The organism is Ruminococcus sp. AF37-20 (assembly GCF_003460465.1).
In the GTDB taxonomy this organism is placed as follows: Bacteria; Bacillota; Clostridia; order Oscillospirales; family Ruminococcaceae; genus Hominimerdicola; species Hominimerdicola aceti.
In genome coordinates this window covers 1071-17034 of the sequence record NZ_QTVE01000007.1, presented here as the reverse complement: position 1 = coordinate 17034, position 15964 = coordinate 1071, and the positions used below count along the sequence as shown (strand labels likewise).

The following is a 15964-nucleotide window of genomic DNA, read 5'->3' as shown; positions in this document are numbered from 1 at the left end:
TTACGCCTCCCCGTTTGCCTTAACTGCTGAAAGCTTCTTTATGCCGTGTTTCTTTTCGTATTTCTTGAATGACGGAAGCTTTCTTGATGACGGGTCGAGATAGTTCTGAACACCGTCGCTGAAAAGGTTTATGGATACTGTTACAAGTATTACGCATATTGCAGGTATAAAAAGCAGTGCAGAGCTATTATAAAGGTTGCCCATGCCGTCACGGAGAAGCGTTCCCCAGTCGGCATTCGGAGCCTGAACACCAAGTCCCAGAAAGCTCAGAGTAGCCATTGATGTGATAGCCGTACCGATATCAAGTGTGAACTGCGATATCATAGGTGTGATGATGTTCGGCAGGATATGCACGAAAATTATCCTTGCGTCTGAAAAGCCCATTGATTTGCAGGCTTCAACATACACCGCCTTTTTCTCTGTCATTATCATTGATCTTGCGGTCTTTGTGGTAAGAGGGATATAAGAAATGCCTATGGCGATGATACCTGTCATCATGCCCTTTCCCATTACTGCAATAAGGATAAAGGAAAGAAGAAGCGGCGGTATTGCGCTTATAACGTCCCACACCCTCATTACGATACTGTCAAGAGGACCTCTGTAGTATCCGCAGATAAGCCCAAGAGGAACACCTATGACTACCTCTATGGCAACTATAAGAAAGGCATTCAGGATGGAAGTTCTTGCACTGCATATGAGCCTTGAAAAAAGATCTCTGCCAAGTCCGTCAGTTCCGAAAATGTGTCCCTCAGAAAAGGCTGGAGCATATATGGCATTCACGTCTGTGGCAAGAGGGTCATACGGTGCGATAATGCTTGCAAAGAGCGATACGAAAACTATGACCGCAAGGAATATTCCCGTCACCGCCACAACAGGTGTGAAAAACGTTCCTGCTTTATTTTTCTTCTTCATTAAAAATCCCACCTTATTTAAGATCAACTCTCGGATCAAGAACGGTATAAAGTATGTCGATAACAAAACTCATTACAAGATAAGCTCCAAGCATGAAAAGCACAAGTATCTGAACTATAGGAAAATTGTTTTCCTCTATCGCCGATATGAGCAGACCGCCTATACCGGGAAGAGAAAAGACCTGCTCAACTATTACTGTCGAGCCTATAGAGCCTGCTATCATGTATCCTGCAACTGTTATAACAGGAATAACAGCGTTGTGAAAAGCGTGCTTGTAGGTTATGTTGCTTTGCTTTAATCCCTTTGCAGCCGCCGTTGCGATATAAGGAGACTGGAGCTGATTTATCATGTTGCTTCGTGTGATACGTCCAAGCATCGCAACGAACGTCAGCGCCATTATCAGGCTCGGTATCATTATACGCTGCAAAAACTCTCCGAAATTTGTATATGTTCCGATAAACGAATATCCGGGAACGTACTTTGTCATGAAAATAAGTATCAGTATGCTTACCAAAAATGACGGCGCACCTGAAAGCACAAGCATAAGTCCTGAAATTGCTGCGTCTGAGGGTTTACCTTTTCTCAGCGCCGCTGCAACTCCCATTATAACAGCTATCACTGAGCCTATGACGGAACTCATTATCACAAGTCCGAATGTTATTGGAAGCCTTGACATTATAAGACCTTTTACGTCCTGACCGTCAGCATAGTCTGTGCCGAAGTCGCCTGAAAGAACTCCCTTTATCCACCTGAGATACTGTATATGCACAGGGTCGTCAAGGTGATATTTTTCTGTAAGAGCCTGCCTGAGTTCAGGAGTGGATTGATTGTTTCCTATCATTACTGTAAGAGGGTCTGCATCTGACATTCTCAAAACAACGAACACCAGAAAGGACACCACAAACATAATGACTATCATTGAAAGCAGCCGTTTGATTATAAACCTGAACCTTTTCACTTTACATTCCTCCTATATTTACAGCTGCACTTTGCAGGATTTTCTTTTTAAACTTTCATTTTACTTTTTGAAAATAATTTACTCCACGAAACTCTTCTTTCGATACACCTATAATATATCCTGTAGCAGCTACAACTGCAACGCTGAGAATCAGTCATTTTATATTTTATATATAAACTTTTTATTAACGCAAGCCGCTTTTTCAGTTTGCAGAAAATGTTGTATGAATAAAGGAGTTTTATATCCTGCATTTTGTTCATATTCACAAATGTAAGAAAAGAGGGGCGCTCCAAAGCAGAAGCACCCCACAAATGAAGATTTGGTAATCAGTAGAAAGCTTAGTCATCGAACATCTTTCTTGCAGCGAAGCATATCATCTCGGCAGTGAGATCAGTGCCGTATTCGCTTACGTCGATCATAAGATGCTTGTTGTCACGGTCACCACGATTTTTGCCAGTGACGTATTTATAATAGTTGTGGCGCTGGCGGTCAACACGTTTTATGAGCTTGTCAGCCTCCGGCCATGAAAGGTCATAAGTTTCACACATATGCTTTATCCTTGCTTCCAAAGGCGCATAGAGAAAAACATTCATGTGGTTTGGATATTCTCTGAGAACATAGTCTGCACATCTGCCGAAGAATATGGCGGATACACGCTTGTTTGCAAGATCTCTGATGATATCCACCTGTGCTTTTACAGCCTTGTCGGAATAAAACTGCGTTGATGAGCCATAGCCGAATGACTTCAGCAGGCGGTCAGCGTTCTTGTCAAGCATTTCCTCACTGTCAAGAAACGAGTCACGGCTTATGCCTGCACGCTCTGCCGCCATATCTACAAGGTCCTTGTCATAAAACTCCACGCCAAGCTCAGCCGCCGCCTTTCTTGCGACCTCTCTTGCGTTGCAGCCGAACTCACGGCTTATGGTAATAATAAACTTTTTTCATAGTCTATGCTCCTTTTTTATTTATGAGATTTTCTTTCGTGGCGGCTATCCTCCGCTCCTGTCTGGCTTTTATCTGAATTTTCGGCAAATTCCAACCGAATTTCACCGACATGAGCCTTAGGGAAAACGTCACCACAAGGCTCACCATGCAGGCAGGCATGAACGACATCATGCCATAGCAAAGCAGAAAAGCCGCTGCACCTGTGGCAGAAGCGCAGGCATAAATATTGCCCACAAATATCTCAGGCTTCTTGTTCACGAAAATATCCCTGAGAACTCCGCCCCCAACGCCTGTTATAACTCCCGAAAACACAAGCAAAAAAGTGTTGTCTGACACGCCGCTCCTCATTGCCGCTGTTATACCTGTAACAGTGAAAATGCCAAGCCCTATAGTATCGAGCATGAGCATTGCAGTATCATAAAGCTTAAACGCCTTGCCCCCCAGGTCGCCTTTTACAGCCAAGGCAGCAAACACAAGCACCGATACCAAAGCTGCCGCACTCATTGCAAGGGGGTCACGAAACGCCGCCACAGGATGACTTCCGATGACGATATCACGCATTATCCCACCGCCCACAGCCGTTGTCACTCCTATTATTATAACGCCGAAAAGATCAAAACGCCTTTTTATCGCTGTCAGCGCACCGCTTGCCGCAAACGCTGCAGTGCCGATAAGTTCAAGTATCGTAACGATAACATCAAAACGCTCATTCATTCAACGTCCCTGCCTGCATATTTGTGTATCTTCCGCACCGCCGTCGCCTGACTTATGCCAAGCTTCTGTGCCACAGCCACAGATGTTCTGTATTTTTCATAGGCTCTCATCACAAGTCCGCTTTCGTAAAATTCAAGCATATCCTTTAGGGAAGCATTCTGTGCAAATACCTCAGACGAACCGCCTGTTATTCTGTCAGGCAAGTCGAAAACGTCCACCTTTTTCTTCTCGGTAGTAAGGACGATACGCTCGATAGTCCTATGCACCTCGTCGATATTTTCTTTCCAATCATATCCCAGCAAACAGCCCATGGCACGAGGCGTGAACTCAACGCTCCGTGAGTATTTCTTGTTTGCCGAGCCGAGATAATAGTCGATAAAGGTTTTAAGATCCTCCGCACGCTCGCCAAGAGAATACATCTGTACCTGATAAGGCTCGAACTCGCTTATAAACTCCTCCGACAGCTTGTCAGCGCCTTTAAGCTCCTCCACTGAATGCTCAGAAAGCCCCACAGGCACAATGCCTGCTTTTGCGCATTTTTCAAGGACTGCCCTTTGAAGCCTTGGGGACAGCCGATCTATATGCTTTATTATCACAGCGTAAATGCCCGAAAGCGGCGATATCATCGACCCCTCTCCAAGAAGCTCCTTTTCTATGACTTCTTCCCCGACAGGTGCGCAGTCATAGGTGTAAAGCGTCCCCTTTTTACCGTATATAGTGGAAGCAAGATAGCTTTTGCCGCTTCCTGTGGGACCATAGATGTAACACGGACAGCCTGCGTCACAGAAAACTCCTGCAAGCCGCCTTGCGTCTCTTGAACGGCTGCTTTGGGCGATATAACGCTGTCCGCCGTCACGTCCTGTCATAAGCTCTATTTCATCAAGAAGCTTTTTGTTCTGATACTGTAAAACATTGTAACGCTCCCGCAGGTCGTCAAAGCCTGTTATCTCCCAAGAGGAATAGCTTATTATCATTTCAAGCTCTCCGTCCTTGAATACCGGTATACCGGTGACAAAAGTTTCGTCATTGTCAACGCCTTTTTGCACTGTTGTGACACGCTTGTGGCTTTCAAAAACCATTTGCGTCACGCAAGGGGAAAACATCTTCATCATTTCCTCTGAGCCTGCGAATTTACCTATTATGTCAGAGCCTTTTACGCTTCTGCCGCTGAGATAGGAGTTTGAAACAAATCTGAACACTCCGCTGCTGTCGGCAATAGTCACTCCTGGGTGGATACTTTCGAGAATGTGCCCTAGCTGCTCATAATCCATTTGTCTGCACTCCTTTCTGCGGCTTTATAGTTTACACATTAAGTATCTTTGAGAAGAACTGCTTTGCACGGTCGCTCTTAGGGTGCTTGAACACTTCCTCAGGGGTGCCGTCCTCGATAACATAGCCGCCGTCCATAAAGCAGACTCTGTTTGCCACCTCTGCCGCAAAGCCCATTTCGTGTGTGACAACTATCATTGTCATTCCTGCCTGAGCCAGGTCTTTCATAACGTTCAGAACTTCGCCAACGAACTCAGGGTCAAGGGCGGAAGTCGGCTCGTCAAAGAGTATGACCTCAGGCTCCATTGCAAGGGTCCTCGCAATAGCCACACGCTGCTGCTGACCGCCTGAAAGCTGAGTAGGATAAGCGTCTGCCTTGCCGTCCATTCCAACTCTCGCAAGAAGCTCCATGGCTTTCTTCTTCGTTTCTTCCTTGTTAGCCTTTTTAACCTGAACAGGACACTCCATGACGTTTTCAAGCACTGTTTTGTGCGGCCAAAGGTTGAACTGCTGGAACACCATTCCAACGTTCTTTCTTATGACCTTTGCAGCCTTTTCGTTAAGCTTTTTGTTGTGCTTGTCCTCGTCGATGCCCTTTAAGGAAACTCCGCCTATATCTATCTCGCCTGATGTCAGCTCCTCGAGATAGTTCAGACATCTGAGAAAAGTGCTTTTGCCAGAGCCGCTAGGGCCGATAACGCTTACCACCTCGCCCTTGTAAATATCCATATCTATTTTTCTGAGGACCTTAAGCTCCCCATAATTCTTTGCCAGATCGTGAACCGATATAACAGGTTTTCTGCTTTCAGCCATTGTATTTTACACTCCTTTTTCGTCAGATAGCAACACGGTTGTTGTGCTTTTCTATACATCTTGATGCGAACTCGATAACAAGGTTCAGCGCCCAGTAAAGAACGCCTGCACAGATATAAACTATCAGAGGGCTGAAAGTTATACCAATAGCTTCCTTTGTCATCATTGTCATTTCTGCAACTGTGATGATAGAAAGGATAGATGAGTCCTTAACAGTCTGAACAAACTGTCCTGTCAGTGACGGAACGATTATTTTCAAAGTCTGAGGGAAAATTATTCTCACCATTGTTTTAAATCTTGACATTCCCATTGCATATGAAGCTTCAAACTGTCCCTTTGGGATAGCGCTGACGCCGCTTTCAAGGATAACTGCAGTATAAGCCGCTGTGTACATTCCAAGAATGATAACGCCTGTTGAGAACGCTGAAACGTTCAGACCAAGAGCAGGGAGTCCGTAATATGCAAGATATACCTGCACCATAAAAGGGGTGCATCTGAATATCTTTATAAACGCCCTTGCGATAAGCTCAACAGCCTTGTTTTTTGAAAGGCACATATAGCCTACCGCCGAGCCTAACACCATTGCAATAAGGATAGACAGCACCGATATTGCCGCCGTTGTTCCAAGACCCTGCAAAAGCAGCGGAAGCGCTATTTCCGCAACGTGCATAAATTCGTTCATATATCTGCGCCTCCTTATCTTCTTTCAAGTCTTTTCTTCTGAAGCTTTACAAGCTCTTCAAGCCCTGCGCAAATAACAAAATACATAACTGCGATAGCAATATAGAAAGGCAGGTTTATGTATGTCTGCGTTACAAGACGCTGAGCCGTTCTTGTAAGCTCTACGATTGCCAACACAGAAAGCATCGGCGACACCTTTATAACGTTTATGAACTCGCTTGTCAGCTGCGGCAAAGCTACCTTGAATACCTGCGGGAAAACTATCCTCATTAGTATCTTTGGCTCGCTCATGCCCAAGGCTCTGGCCGCCTCCGTCTGACCCTTTGGCACAGCCGTAAGTCCGCCACGGATTATTTCTGCGATAAATCCGCCGCTGTTAAGGCTCAGAGCGATTATGCCTGACGCCAGGTTTGAAAGGTTCAGACCCATTACTGCAAGCGCCTGATATATAATGTATATCTGCACCAGCACAGGCGTGCCACGGACAAAGCTTATATAAACTGCGACTATCTTTTTCAGTATCCTTGAAGGAAGCGAGTCGCCGCCCATTCTCATCACCGAAAGCAGCATACCAACGCAAAGCGCTATAAGTATCGCTGCAACGGATACGAATACTGTATAGCCAAGACCTTTCAGCAGCAGGTCTTTATAATGCCATACTATGTTGAAATTCTCCATTGATATATAATGCTCCGCCGTTTGCGACGGAGCATTTCCTCCTTTCAAAGGTGCTTTTTACTCGGCAGGGATATAATCGCTCTCAGGCAGGTCAACGGCTTCACCAAACCATTTCTTCTGGAGCTCTGCAAGAGTTCCGTCCTCTTTGAACTTGTGTATCTCAGAGTTGATATAGTCAGAAAGCTCTGTGTCTTCCTTACGAACAGCCCATGATACCCAAGTGTCTGTGCCGACCATTTCAGCCTTGCCTGAATCGTCAGCCACTATCTCATAATCGTTAGGATTCTTCATTACAACTGCGGCGCAGCTTGCATAGTTCTGAGCAACAAGGTCTATCTTGCCGTTCTTAAGCTCTGCAAAAGCCTCAGGGAATGAGTCGTATTTGAGCAGTTCAGCATAGCCGTCCTTGCCCTCTGACTTTAGCTTCTCGTTGAATTTCTTTGTATCGTCCTCATTGTAGCAAGAAGTCTGTGTGCCGACCTTTTTGCCCGACATATCTTCGATAGACTTGATGCTGTCATCGCCCTTTCTCTTTACGAAAACTGTAGTTCCGTTCTGGATAGGATAAGTCATCGTGTACTTGTCTGCACGTTCAGCAGTTACGCCAAGTGTTGCTCCAACAACGTCATATTTCTTTGCTTCAAGTCCTGCAAGTATTCCTTGGAACGGCAGGTCGATATAATCAAGCTCTACCCCCAGATCGTCGCAAATTTTTGCGAACAGATCTGCGTTGTAGCCTATGATCTTATCGCCGTCCATGTATTCAAAAGGCTCATAAGCGGCTTCTGTCGCAACTGTGAGCTTACCGTTTTCCTTGATCTGATCCAGTGTGAGCGGACCTGTGTTCTTGCTGCTTCCGCAGGCTGTAAGACATCCTGCCGCAAGTACCGAAGCCACTGCCACTGCACAAACTTTTCTTAACATTCCAAATCTTCTTCCGCTTTTCATAACTGATTCCAACCTTTCACTTACTTTTCAAAAAAATCGGAGCGCTGACAAGTCCGACACCTTAATGCCGCTGTCAACGCTCCGTTGCGTTTGATATTATATTTATTGGAGAGTGAATTATTTTTCTATCTTTATTTTCTCTTGCCGATCTTCTTCTGATAAGCAAGGATAGACATGAACTCAAAAATGATATTTGCGCCCATATAAGCGGTTATCTCTGAGCGGTCATATGGAGGAGCGACTTCTACTACATCAAAGCCTGTGAAGTTCAGGTCTTTCAGCGCTCTTATATATTGAAGTGTTTCAAAGGAAGTAAATCCGCCCACCTCAGGAGTACCTGTACCCGGTGCATAAGCCGGGTCAACAAAGTCTATATCGAATGTAAGGAACACCTTATTGTCGCCCACCTTTTCCTTTATGACCTTGAGAAGATCTTCAGGAGAATATGTGTGTAGCTTGTCCCCTGGGATAACCGTGAAACCAAGGTCTGCGGCGATCTTGAAATCGTCAGGATCGTAAAGAGAACCTCTCATGCCTATCTGAACCGACTTCTCAGGATCAATAAGACCCTCCTCCATTGCTCTTCTGAATGGTGTGCCGTGATTGTATTTCTGACCGAAAACCGTATCGCACAGGTCAAGGTGTGAATCGAAATGCACAAGGCTTACCTTTCCATGCTTCTTTGCGATAGCTCTAAGTTCGCCAAGGGTGATAGCGTGGTCGCCGCCAATGCTTATTGGAACTGCACCGCATTCAAGAACACCGTCCAAGGTCTGCTCGATAGCTGCATATGTTTCGTGGATATAATCAGGGATCACAGGAACGTCGCCAAGGTCTGCGCCCTTGAGTGAATCCATAATGTTGACTCCCATTGCAACATTGTTAGGCTTTATCATTGCCGAGATGTTTCTTACACCGTTAGGACCAAATCTTGCGCCTGCTCTGAAAGAAGCGGCGGTATCGAACGGTATACCAACGATAGCGAAATCCAATCCCTCTGCTGAGGTCGCGTGAGGAAGCCTCATGAAATTACCCATATTACAAAAACGAGGAGAGCCTGAGGCGCTCGGTGGCTGACAATTGTTGTTGATCATTTGAGGTCACTTTCCTTTCAAAATCACTGAGAAACATATCCGCATGACCGTTCAAGTCATTTCTGAATTGCTCTATGTGCAGAATTATATCACCATTCCTGCAAGTTGTCAATAGCTTATTTTCAATTTTTCTGAAAATTATTCACTTTGGAATAAGCTTTGTCATTGCATATATGGCATATTTACGCTATTTTATCTATATCAAAGCCACAGCTATTCATTTTTGAATAGTTTCTTTGTGCAAATCTACAAAGAGCAATAATGCAATATTCAGATACTAGACTTTCATTTTGTTCACATCTATTTTTTATTCAAAGCTGAATAAAATAAGAATTTTCCATTAACACTATTGCCAAATAAAAAGCTCTGTGCTATACTGATAATCAAAGCAATGACGCTCTTATAACCGATACGGCAATGCCTGTTGGTCTATAAGGGCGTTGTTTTTTTATTATCACTAGGTCAAACTCAGAAAACAATTTTGAAAGGAAGTTTTATTATGGCTTGTTTTTTAGTACCGGCAACAGAAGCGATCGTTACAACTATTGTGGCAAAGGCAGTAAAGTCTCACGAGTCAAAGGCAGAGGATCAGACAAAGGTCAAAGCTCTTTCGGAGGACAAGCTTCCTCTTTCTAAAAAGATAACAAGGCTCTCAGGCTTTCTGTGGGGCGGTTCAGGACTTTTGGCATTTGAGCATCTGTGGCATGGCGAGATATCTCCGTTCTTCCCATTCCTGACAGCAGCTAACGACCCTTCGGAAATGGCAGTAGCATTCCACGAAATGGCGACTGTCGGAACATCAATGGCTGTTCTTGTGACAGCGGTATGGGCTGTGCTGACTGTGGTGTCTGACAAGATACTAAAACGTAAGCCAAAAGAGTCTGCAAAGCTGGGAGGTGATGCTATATGACACTTCTTATCGCTCTCATAGCAGCCGTTATTATTACCATAGTATGGTACACATCACCAAAAGCCAGAAAGCTTAAAGTGGGGCTGATGTGCTATATGTACTGGGGCGCATCTATAATGTGGCTGGTTGACGCACTTTTTGAATACAAAGAGCAGGGCGCAGGATATTTCACTCCTGCCACCGCAGACATGATAAACGACAGCTTTTTAGGAATTTGCGTTGTTGCACTCGGTGCTGTCGTATGGCTCGGCACTATGCTCATAAGCGACCCTGAGGGAGTAGTAAGAAAAGCCCTTACAGAGAAAAAGCAGTAGATACACTATACTATATAAATAGGAGGAATAATAATGCGACTTGTTCCAAGAGAGCAGGATAAGCTCATGCTCCATTATGCGGGTGTGCTTGCCCGTGACCGAAAGGCACAGGGATTAAAGCTCAACTACCCTGAAGCTGTGGCATACATAAGCATGGAAGTAATGGAAAAAGCAAGAGCAGGAGCGTCAGCCGCTGAGCTTATGCAATACGGCACAAAGCTTCTTACTGCTGATGACGTCATGGACGGCGTTCCTGAAATGATACACGAAATACAAATAGAATCCACAATGCCCGACGGCACAAAGCTTGTGACAGTACACAACCCTATCAAGGGTGCAAGCAAGCTTCACCCAGGGGAATTTATCGTTGAGGAAGGCACTGTCAAGCTCAACGAGGGAACAGAAAGCATTGAGCTTACAGTTTCAAACACAGGGGACAGACCTATCCAGACAGGCTCCCACTTCCACTTTTTTGAGGTAAACAAGGCTTTGGAATTTGACCGCAAGGCGGCTTATGGTATGCGGCTTGATATTCCCGCAGGCACAGCGGTAAGATTTGAGCCGGGAGAGAAAAAGATCGTCCGTCTTATACCTATCGGCGGCGACCGCATAGGCTATGGTCTGAATGGTCTTGTAAACGGAAAAATGGATGATGAAAACATCAAGCAGGCAGCCTTTGAAAAGGCTAAAAAGCTTGGCTTCAAGGGGGTGTAGGAAATGATCGAGATATCGAGAAAAGCTTACTGCGATATGTATGGTCCGACAGTTGGCGACAGAGTGCGCTTAGGCGACACTTCTCTTATTGCAGAAGTGGAAAAAGATTTGACAGTCCATGGTGATGAAGCAAAGTTCGGCGGAGGAAAATCTCTCCGTGACGGCATGGGGCAGTCCTGCAAAGCCACTGACAAGGAGTGCCTTGACACTGTTATCACAAACGCTCTTATCATCGACAGCACAGGCATCATAAAGGCTGACGTTGGCATAAAGGACGGCAGGATAGCAGGAATAGGCAAAGCAGGCAACCCCGACATCATGAATGGTGTTGACAAAAACATGATAATAGGTGCTTCCACGGAAGCTATCGCAGGCGAGGGTCTTATCCTCACCGCTGGCGGACTTGACACGCACATTCATTTTATCTCTCCAACTCAGGTGAGAACAGCCCTTTACAGCGGAATCACCACCATGATAGGCGGTGGTACAGGTCCTGCTGACGGCACCAATGCCACCACCTGTACACCCGGCGAGTTCAATATCCACAGAATGCTGGAAGCCTCCGAAGACCTGCCAATGAATTTCGGCTATCTCTGCAAGGGAAATTCAAGCGACATCACAACTCTTGAGGAGCAGATAAAGGCAGGCTGTATAGGCTTGAAGATACACGAGGACTGGGGCTCTACCCCTGACGTTATCGACCACGCACTTACTGTTGCGGATATGTATGACGTTCAGGCGGCTATCCACACCGACACTCTTAACGAGGGCGGATTTGTTGAAGATACCGTCAATGCTTTCAAGGGCAGGACTATCCACACTTATCACACCGAGGGTGCAGGCGGCGGACACGCTCCTGACATTATCAGAGCAGCAGCGTTCCCGAATGTTCTCCCTTCCTCAACGAACCCTACAATGCCTTACACCGCAAACACTCTTGACGAACATCTGGATATGCTCATGGTGTGTCATCACCTTGACAAGAACGTCCCTGAGGACATTGCTTTTGCGGATTCAAGGATACGTCCTGAAACTATCGCCGCAGAGGACGTTTTGCACGATATGGGAATATTCTCAATGATGAGTTCCGACTCTCAGGCAATGGGACGTGTAGGCGAAGTTATCACACGAACATGGCAGACCGCTGACAAAATGAAGAAACAACGTGGCGCACTCCCAGAGGACAGCCAGCGAAACGACAATTTCAGAATAAAACGCTACATTTCAAAATACACTATCAACCCTGCTATAACCCACGGCGTATCAGAATATGTAGGCTCAGTGGAAGTTGGCAAGGTGGCAGACCTTGTTCTTTGGAATCCTGCATTTTTCGGTGCAAAGCCTGACATGATAATAAAGGGCGGATTTATTTTCGCATCAAAAATGGGCGACGCAAACGCTTCTATCCCTACCCCTCAGCCTGTGTGTTACACAGAAATGTTCGGTGGTCACGGGCTTGCCCTTTCAAGCACCTGTATCACGTTCGTATCAAAATACGCCTACGAGGACGGCATAAAAGAGAAGCTTGGTCTTAAAAGGCAGGTGCTTCCTGTGAAGAACTGCCGAAACATCTCAAAGGCTGATATGGTATACAACAACGTCTGCGGTGATATAAGAGTAGACCCTGAGACCTACACTGTCACAGTTGACGGCGAAGTTATTACCTGCGAACCTTTTGACGAGCTTGCATTGGCACAGCGTTACTTTATGTTTTAAAGCGAGGAAACAAAAATGATAGCAGAAAAAATATTAGGCAATCTCTCTGAAAGCACCCCCTCTGTGGAAGTAGACACAGTTGAGCTTGATTGGTTTGAAGCCGAGAAAAAGCGCATAAGAAAAACCACCGCAGGAGGACGTGACATAGGCATTGCCATTGACGAAAACCTAAAGGACGGGGATATCATCTATCTTGACGATAAGCTTTGCGTAGCAGTGAAGCTCACAAGCTGTCCCCTTATCAAGATAAACGTTCACACTATGCAGGAAATGGGCAGGCTTTGCTTTGAGATAGGCAACAGGCATTTGTCACTGAAAATTTCTGACGACAACGTGCTTATCCCACATGACGAGCCTACAGAAAAGCACCTGAAAAACCTCGGCTTTGAGTGCGAGAACATCATAGGCAGATTTGACGATTTTATCGTCTGCAAAGCTCACGGACACTCACACAGCCACTCCCACGAGCATGGGGAACATCATCACCACGAACATTCACACTAAACGGAGCTGATAAAAAAATGACCGATACTGCAGGACTTATGCACATTCTGCAAATATGCGACAGCCTTTTCCCAGTGGGTGCGTTCACGCTTTCAAACGGGCTTGAAACCTACGTTCAGCATGATATCATCACTTCGCCACAAGGGCTTGAAGAATATCTCCATTCTTACATCTCAGTGCTGCCCTACAATGAGCTTGGTGCGGCGGCAGCGGCATATAATGCAGACGAAAAGGAGCTTTGCCGTCTTGATGAGATATACTCTGCGGTGAAAACACCATTTGAGATACGAAGCGGCTCAGAAAAGGTCACAAGGCGTTTTTTCAAAATATGCGACAATGGTCGGGAAAGCTTCACAGGGCTTTATAAAAACCTGACGGAGCAGGGCATATGCAAGGGTCATCAGTGCATCGCCTATGGGCTTTATATGCGTGACAATGGAATCGAGCTTTCAGAGGGGCTTGCGGTATACGGCTATTCCATATGCTCTGCCATAGTCACAAACTGCGTGAAGCTTGTACCTCTTAGTCAGCTTGCAGGGCAGAAAATTCTCGGAGAGAGCTTTGAGCTTATATCCTCTGCCGCAGAAAAAGCCCTTTTCACTGATATAAACGATATCGGCATAAGCGGCGCAGGATTTGACCTGCGTGCAATGCAGCACGAACGGCTGTATTCAAGACAGTATATGTCATAAGCTATGATTTATATAATATAATAAGGAGTACCAAAAATGAGCTATGTAAAAATAGGCGTAGGCGGACCTGTGGGATCGGGAAAAACCGCACTTATCGAACGCCTTACAAGAGAAATGTCAAAAGAATATTCCATATGCGTTGTAACAAACGATATCTACACCAAAGAGGACGCAGAATTTCTTACAAAAAACTCATGCCTGCCTGCCGACAGGATAGTTGGTGTTGAAACAGGCGGCTGTCCTCACACTGCCATAAGAGAAGACTGCTCAATGAACCTGGAAGCCGTTGACGAAATGGTGAAAAAGCACCCTGACACGCAGATCGTTTTCATTGAAAGCGGCGGTGACAATCTTTCCGCCACATTCTCCCCTGACCTTGCAGATGCTTCTATCTATGTTATCGATGTTGCACAGGGTGAAAAGATACCAAGAAAAGGCGGTCCCGGCGTGACACGTTCCGACCTGCTTGTTATCAACAAGACAGACCTTGCGCCACTTGTTGGAGCTTCCCTTGAAGTAATGGCTTCCGACTCAAAGCGCATGAGGGGCGACAGACCGTTTCTTTTCACAAATCTCATGAGCCGTGAGGGCGTTTCTCAGGTCATAGACTGGATAAAAAAATCAGTTCTTTTTGAGGATCTGAAATGAACGGCAGACTAAACCTGTCAACAGCCTTTGACGGACAAAAAACCGTTACTGAGGACTTATATTTTGCTCCCCCTTTCAAGGTGTATTCACCATTTTATGACCATAAAGGCTGGGCAAAATATATCTCAATGTGCGGCTCAGCAGGAGTATTGGCAGGTGACGAAAACGAGATAAAGCTTTTTGTGGGGGAAAACTGCAAGGTCATTTTCACAGATCAGGGCTATCAAAAGCTTTTCAACACAAACGGCGGCGTATCAAAACAGAGCATAAAGCTTGTTGTACGCAAAAAAGCAAGGCTTTGCTATATGCCCCACCCTATTATGACTTTCACAGGCTGTGAGCATATCTCTATGGGCAAGGTGAACATCACAGAAAGCTCTGAGCTTATTTTCTCTGAGATATACTGCTGTGGCAGAACTGCAATGGGTGAGGAATTCGGCTTGAAGCGCTTTCGCTCACGCACCGAGATAGCAATTGACGGCAGAGCGGATTTTATCGACAACACTCTTATCGACCCCGCCGCACTGCCCATACGGCAAAAAGGCTTTTTCGAGGGCTTCACCCACACGGGATTTATGTATATCTACACCCCTGACAAGACAATGCCGGAAAGCATTTACCAAGCCGACTACACAGGCGACCCTGACAGCGCACAGCTTTGCGCCACTCACACGGAACGTGGCATTGCCATAAGAGCCTTGGGACGTTCGGGAGAAGAGATTTTTGACGCTTTTCAGCTCATTGCAGAAAAAATCCGCACATAAAAACAGCGGATAAAATATCGTTAAACTTTTCATAAATGATAAACAAAACCAGTGAAAGCCTGCTGTAGGCTTTCACTGGTTTTGTTATTTCTCACGACAATATTCTTCGTATGCTTCGTCTATAAGAGGTCTCAGGGCGTTGTAGTCATCGTCACCTGATATAAAGCTATAGCACGGCACACACAGATCTTTAGCAGGACAAGTCTTACCATAATCATTAAAATACTGCTTATCGTAATAATTTACCGCAAAGTCACGGACATTGGGTTTTATATCATTCTCACAAAATGCACCGTCCAATATGTGCATAAGATATTCCGCACCGCTCATTTTGCCCTCACGGACCTGCACACAGGATTCCTCGTCACTTTCATCAATAAGCTCGTTAAAACCCCTGTCAATAAGCCACCTTAAAAATAATCCTATATGATTTGACGCCAACAGCCATATTTCTTCCTGCTGTTCTTCGGTAAGCTCACCCTTCACATTATTTGTTTTCCTATACAGCTTTTCAGTATCGTCCCAGTGCCAGTCCGCCTTATCTACAGCCATATGCTCTCCCCCTTTTGTTATATGCCTTTATTGTATCACAAACTCTCTTTCATGTCAATAATTTTCCTAGCATCTCACAAGTCCTCTCTGTAGGTTTGTCAATCATATTGGACACTATTATTAAGAAATTCGATAGGC

The 15964-nt window shown here is 45.5% G+C and carries 19 protein-coding genes; 8 read left to right on the top strand and 11 right to left on the bottom strand.

Going from position 1 to position 15964, the window contains the following annotated elements:
• From DW015_RS06085 to speB, 10 genes are all read right to left on the bottom strand, one after another.
• Window positions 1–912, bottom strand: a complete 912-nt coding sequence (locus DW015_RS06085; protein ID WP_117904892.1) for an ABC transporter permease — start codon at window positions 910–912, stop codon at window positions 1–3.
• Between the two features lie 13 nt (window positions 913–925).
• The gene (locus DW015_RS06080) at window positions 926–1870 is read right to left on the bottom strand and encodes an ABC transporter permease (RefSeq protein WP_117904890.1); all 945 of its coding nucleotides are present in this window, start codon (window positions 1868–1870) and stop codon (window positions 926–928) included.
• Between the two features lie 338 nt (window positions 1871–2208).
• Window positions 2209–2793 (bottom strand): cytidylate kinase-like family protein, encoded by a 585-nt coding sequence (locus DW015_RS06075; RefSeq protein ID WP_242993232.1) that lies wholly within the window; start codon window positions 2791–2793, stop codon window positions 2209–2211.
• 25 nt (window positions 2794–2818) lie between these two features.
• Entirely contained in the window at window positions 2819–3529 is a 711-nt protein-coding gene (locus DW015_RS06070; protein ID WP_117904886.1) for a TRIC cation channel family protein, read from the bottom strand.
• The gene (locus tag DW015_RS06065) at window positions 3526–4800 is read right to left on the bottom strand and encodes a sigma 54-interacting transcriptional regulator (protein ID WP_117904884.1); all 1275 of its coding nucleotides are present in this window, start codon (window positions 4798–4800) and stop codon (window positions 3526–3528) included. The genes DW015_RS06070 and DW015_RS06065 overlap by 4 nt, the downstream gene beginning before the upstream one ends.
• A 31-nt stretch (window positions 4801–4831) precedes the next feature.
• Window positions 4832–5611 carry an amino acid ABC transporter ATP-binding protein gene (locus DW015_RS06060; protein WP_022286948.1) on the bottom strand — a complete coding sequence of 260 codons (780 nt, stop codon included), beginning with the start codon at window positions 5609–5611 and terminating at the stop codon, window positions 4832–4834.
• A gap of 22 nt (window positions 5612–5633) precedes the next feature.
• The gene (locus tag DW015_RS06055) at window positions 5634–6293 is read right to left on the bottom strand and encodes an amino acid ABC transporter permease (protein ID WP_051706754.1); all 660 of its coding nucleotides are present in this window, start codon (window positions 6291–6293) and stop codon (window positions 5634–5636) included.
• 14 nt (window positions 6294–6307) lie between these two features.
• Window positions 6308–7018, bottom strand: a complete 711-nt coding sequence (locus tag DW015_RS06050) for an amino acid ABC transporter permease (protein WP_207659358.1) — start codon at window positions 7016–7018, stop codon at window positions 6308–6310.
• Between the two features lie 9 nt (window positions 7019–7027).
• Window positions 7028–7894, bottom strand: coding sequence for a transporter substrate-binding domain-containing protein (locus DW015_RS06045; protein ID WP_181979859.1), 867 nt, complete (start codon window positions 7892–7894; stop codon window positions 7028–7030).
• A gap of 155 nt (window positions 7895–8049) precedes the next feature.
• The gene (gene speB / locus DW015_RS06040; RefSeq protein WP_181979858.1) at window positions 8050–9012 is read right to left on the bottom strand and encodes an agmatinase; all 963 of its coding nucleotides are present in this window, start codon (window positions 9010–9012) and stop codon (window positions 8050–8052) included.
• A gap of 499 nt (window positions 9013–9511) precedes the next feature.
• On the opposite strand from speB, the gene DW015_RS06035 reads away from it, so the two are divergent.
• Genes DW015_RS06035 through DW015_RS06000 form a run of 8 tightly spaced genes read left to right on the top strand, consistent with a single transcriptional unit; the run spans window position 9512 to window position 15274 of the window.
• Window positions 9512–9922: a hypothetical protein gene (locus tag DW015_RS06035; protein ID WP_117904881.1), complete on the top strand. Its 411-nt coding sequence runs from the start codon at window positions 9512–9514 to the stop codon at window positions 9920–9922.
• Window positions 9919–10236 carry a hypothetical protein gene (locus DW015_RS06030; protein WP_117904879.1) on the top strand — a complete coding sequence of 106 codons (318 nt, stop codon included), beginning with the start codon at window positions 9919–9921 and terminating at the stop codon, window positions 10234–10236. Before DW015_RS06035 ends, DW015_RS06030 begins: the two co-directional genes overlap by 4 nt.
• 33 nt (window positions 10237–10269) lie before the next feature.
• Window positions 10270–10950, top strand: coding sequence for an urease subunit gamma (ureA, locus tag DW015_RS06025; protein ID WP_117904876.1), 681 nt, complete (start codon window positions 10270–10272; stop codon window positions 10948–10950).
• Between the two features lie 3 nt (window positions 10951–10953).
• Entirely contained in the window at window positions 10954–12666 is a 1713-nt protein-coding gene (ureC, locus tag DW015_RS06020) for an urease subunit alpha (RefSeq protein WP_002851786.1), read from the top strand.
• A 15-nt stretch (window positions 12667–12681) separates the two neighbouring features.
• Window positions 12682–13170: an urease accessory protein UreE gene (locus tag DW015_RS06015; protein ID WP_117864122.1), complete on the top strand. Its 489-nt coding sequence runs from the start codon at window positions 12682–12684 to the stop codon at window positions 13168–13170.
• 17 nt (window positions 13171–13187) lie between these two features.
• Window positions 13188–13862: an urease accessory UreF family protein gene (locus DW015_RS06010; RefSeq protein ID WP_117904874.1), complete on the top strand. Its 675-nt coding sequence runs from the start codon at window positions 13188–13190 to the stop codon at window positions 13860–13862.
• Between the two features lie 36 nt (window positions 13863–13898).
• Window positions 13899–14510: an urease accessory protein UreG gene (gene ureG / locus DW015_RS06005; protein ID WP_002851818.1), complete on the top strand. Its 612-nt coding sequence runs from the start codon at window positions 13899–13901 to the stop codon at window positions 14508–14510.
• Window positions 14507–15274, top strand: coding sequence for an urease accessory protein UreD (locus tag DW015_RS06000; protein WP_117904872.1), 768 nt, complete (start codon window positions 14507–14509; stop codon window positions 15272–15274). Before ureG ends, DW015_RS06000 begins: the two co-directional genes overlap by 4 nt.
• 84 nt (window positions 15275–15358) lie before the next feature.
• On the opposite strand, the gene DW015_RS05995 is transcribed toward DW015_RS06000, so the two are convergent.
• Window positions 15359–15826, bottom strand: a complete 468-nt coding sequence (locus tag DW015_RS05995) for a hypothetical protein (RefSeq protein WP_117904871.1) — start codon at window positions 15824–15826, stop codon at window positions 15359–15361.
• Window positions 15827–15964 lie beyond the last annotated feature (138 nt).

What these genes read in the sequence shown, in the direction of transcription:
- DW015_RS06000 (WP_117904872.1), top strand. Translation starts at nt 14,507, where the DNA reads ATGAACGGCAGACTAAACCTGTCAACAGCCTTTGACGGACAAAAAACC.
- DW015_RS06060 (WP_022286948.1), bottom strand. Translation starts at nt 5,611, where the DNA reads ATGGCTGAAAGCAGAAAACCTGTTATATCGGTTCACGATCTGGCAAAG.
- DW015_RS06065 (WP_117904884.1), bottom strand. Translation starts at nt 4,800, where the DNA reads ATGGATTATGAGCAGCTAGGGCACATTCTCGAAAGTATCCACCCAGGA.
- DW015_RS06055 (WP_051706754.1), bottom strand. Translation starts at nt 6,293, where the DNA reads ATGAACGAATTTATGCACGTTGCGGAAATAGCGCTTCCGCTGCTTTTG.
- ureC (WP_002851786.1), top strand. Translation starts at nt 10,954, where the DNA reads ATGATCGAGATATCGAGAAAAGCTTACTGCGATATGTATGGTCCGACA.
- DW015_RS06045 (WP_181979859.1), bottom strand. Translation starts at nt 7,894, where the DNA reads ATGTTAAGAAAAGTTTGTGCAGTGGCAGTGGCTTCGGTACTTGCGGCA.
- speB (WP_181979858.1), bottom strand. Translation starts at nt 9,012, where the DNA reads ATGATCAACAACAATTGTCAGCCACCGAGCGCCTCAGGCTCTCCTCGT.
- DW015_RS06010 (WP_117904874.1), top strand. Translation starts at nt 13,188, where the DNA reads ATGACCGATACTGCAGGACTTATGCACATTCTGCAAATATGCGACAGC.
- ureG (WP_002851818.1), top strand. Translation starts at nt 13,899, where the DNA reads ATGAGCTATGTAAAAATAGGCGTAGGCGGACCTGTGGGATCGGGAAAA.
- DW015_RS05995 (WP_117904871.1), bottom strand. Translation starts at nt 15,826, where the DNA reads ATGGCTGTAGATAAGGCGGACTGGCACTGGGACGATACTGAAAAGCTG.
- DW015_RS06070 (WP_117904886.1), bottom strand. Translation starts at nt 3,529, where the DNA reads ATGAATGAGCGTTTTGATGTTATCGTTACGATACTTGAACTTATCGGC.
- DW015_RS06015 (WP_117864122.1), top strand. Translation starts at nt 12,682, where the DNA reads ATGATAGCAGAAAAAATATTAGGCAATCTCTCTGAAAGCACCCCCTCT.
- ureA (WP_117904876.1), top strand. Translation starts at nt 10,270, where the DNA reads ATGCGACTTGTTCCAAGAGAGCAGGATAAGCTCATGCTCCATTATGCG.
- DW015_RS06030 (WP_117904879.1), top strand. Translation starts at nt 9,919, where the DNA reads ATGACACTTCTTATCGCTCTCATAGCAGCCGTTATTATTACCATAGTA.
- DW015_RS06085 (WP_117904892.1), bottom strand. Translation starts at nt 912, where the DNA reads ATGAAGAAGAAAAATAAAGCAGGAACGTTTTTCACACCTGTTGTGGCG.
- DW015_RS06035 (WP_117904881.1), top strand. Translation starts at nt 9,512, where the DNA reads ATGGCTTGTTTTTTAGTACCGGCAACAGAAGCGATCGTTACAACTATT.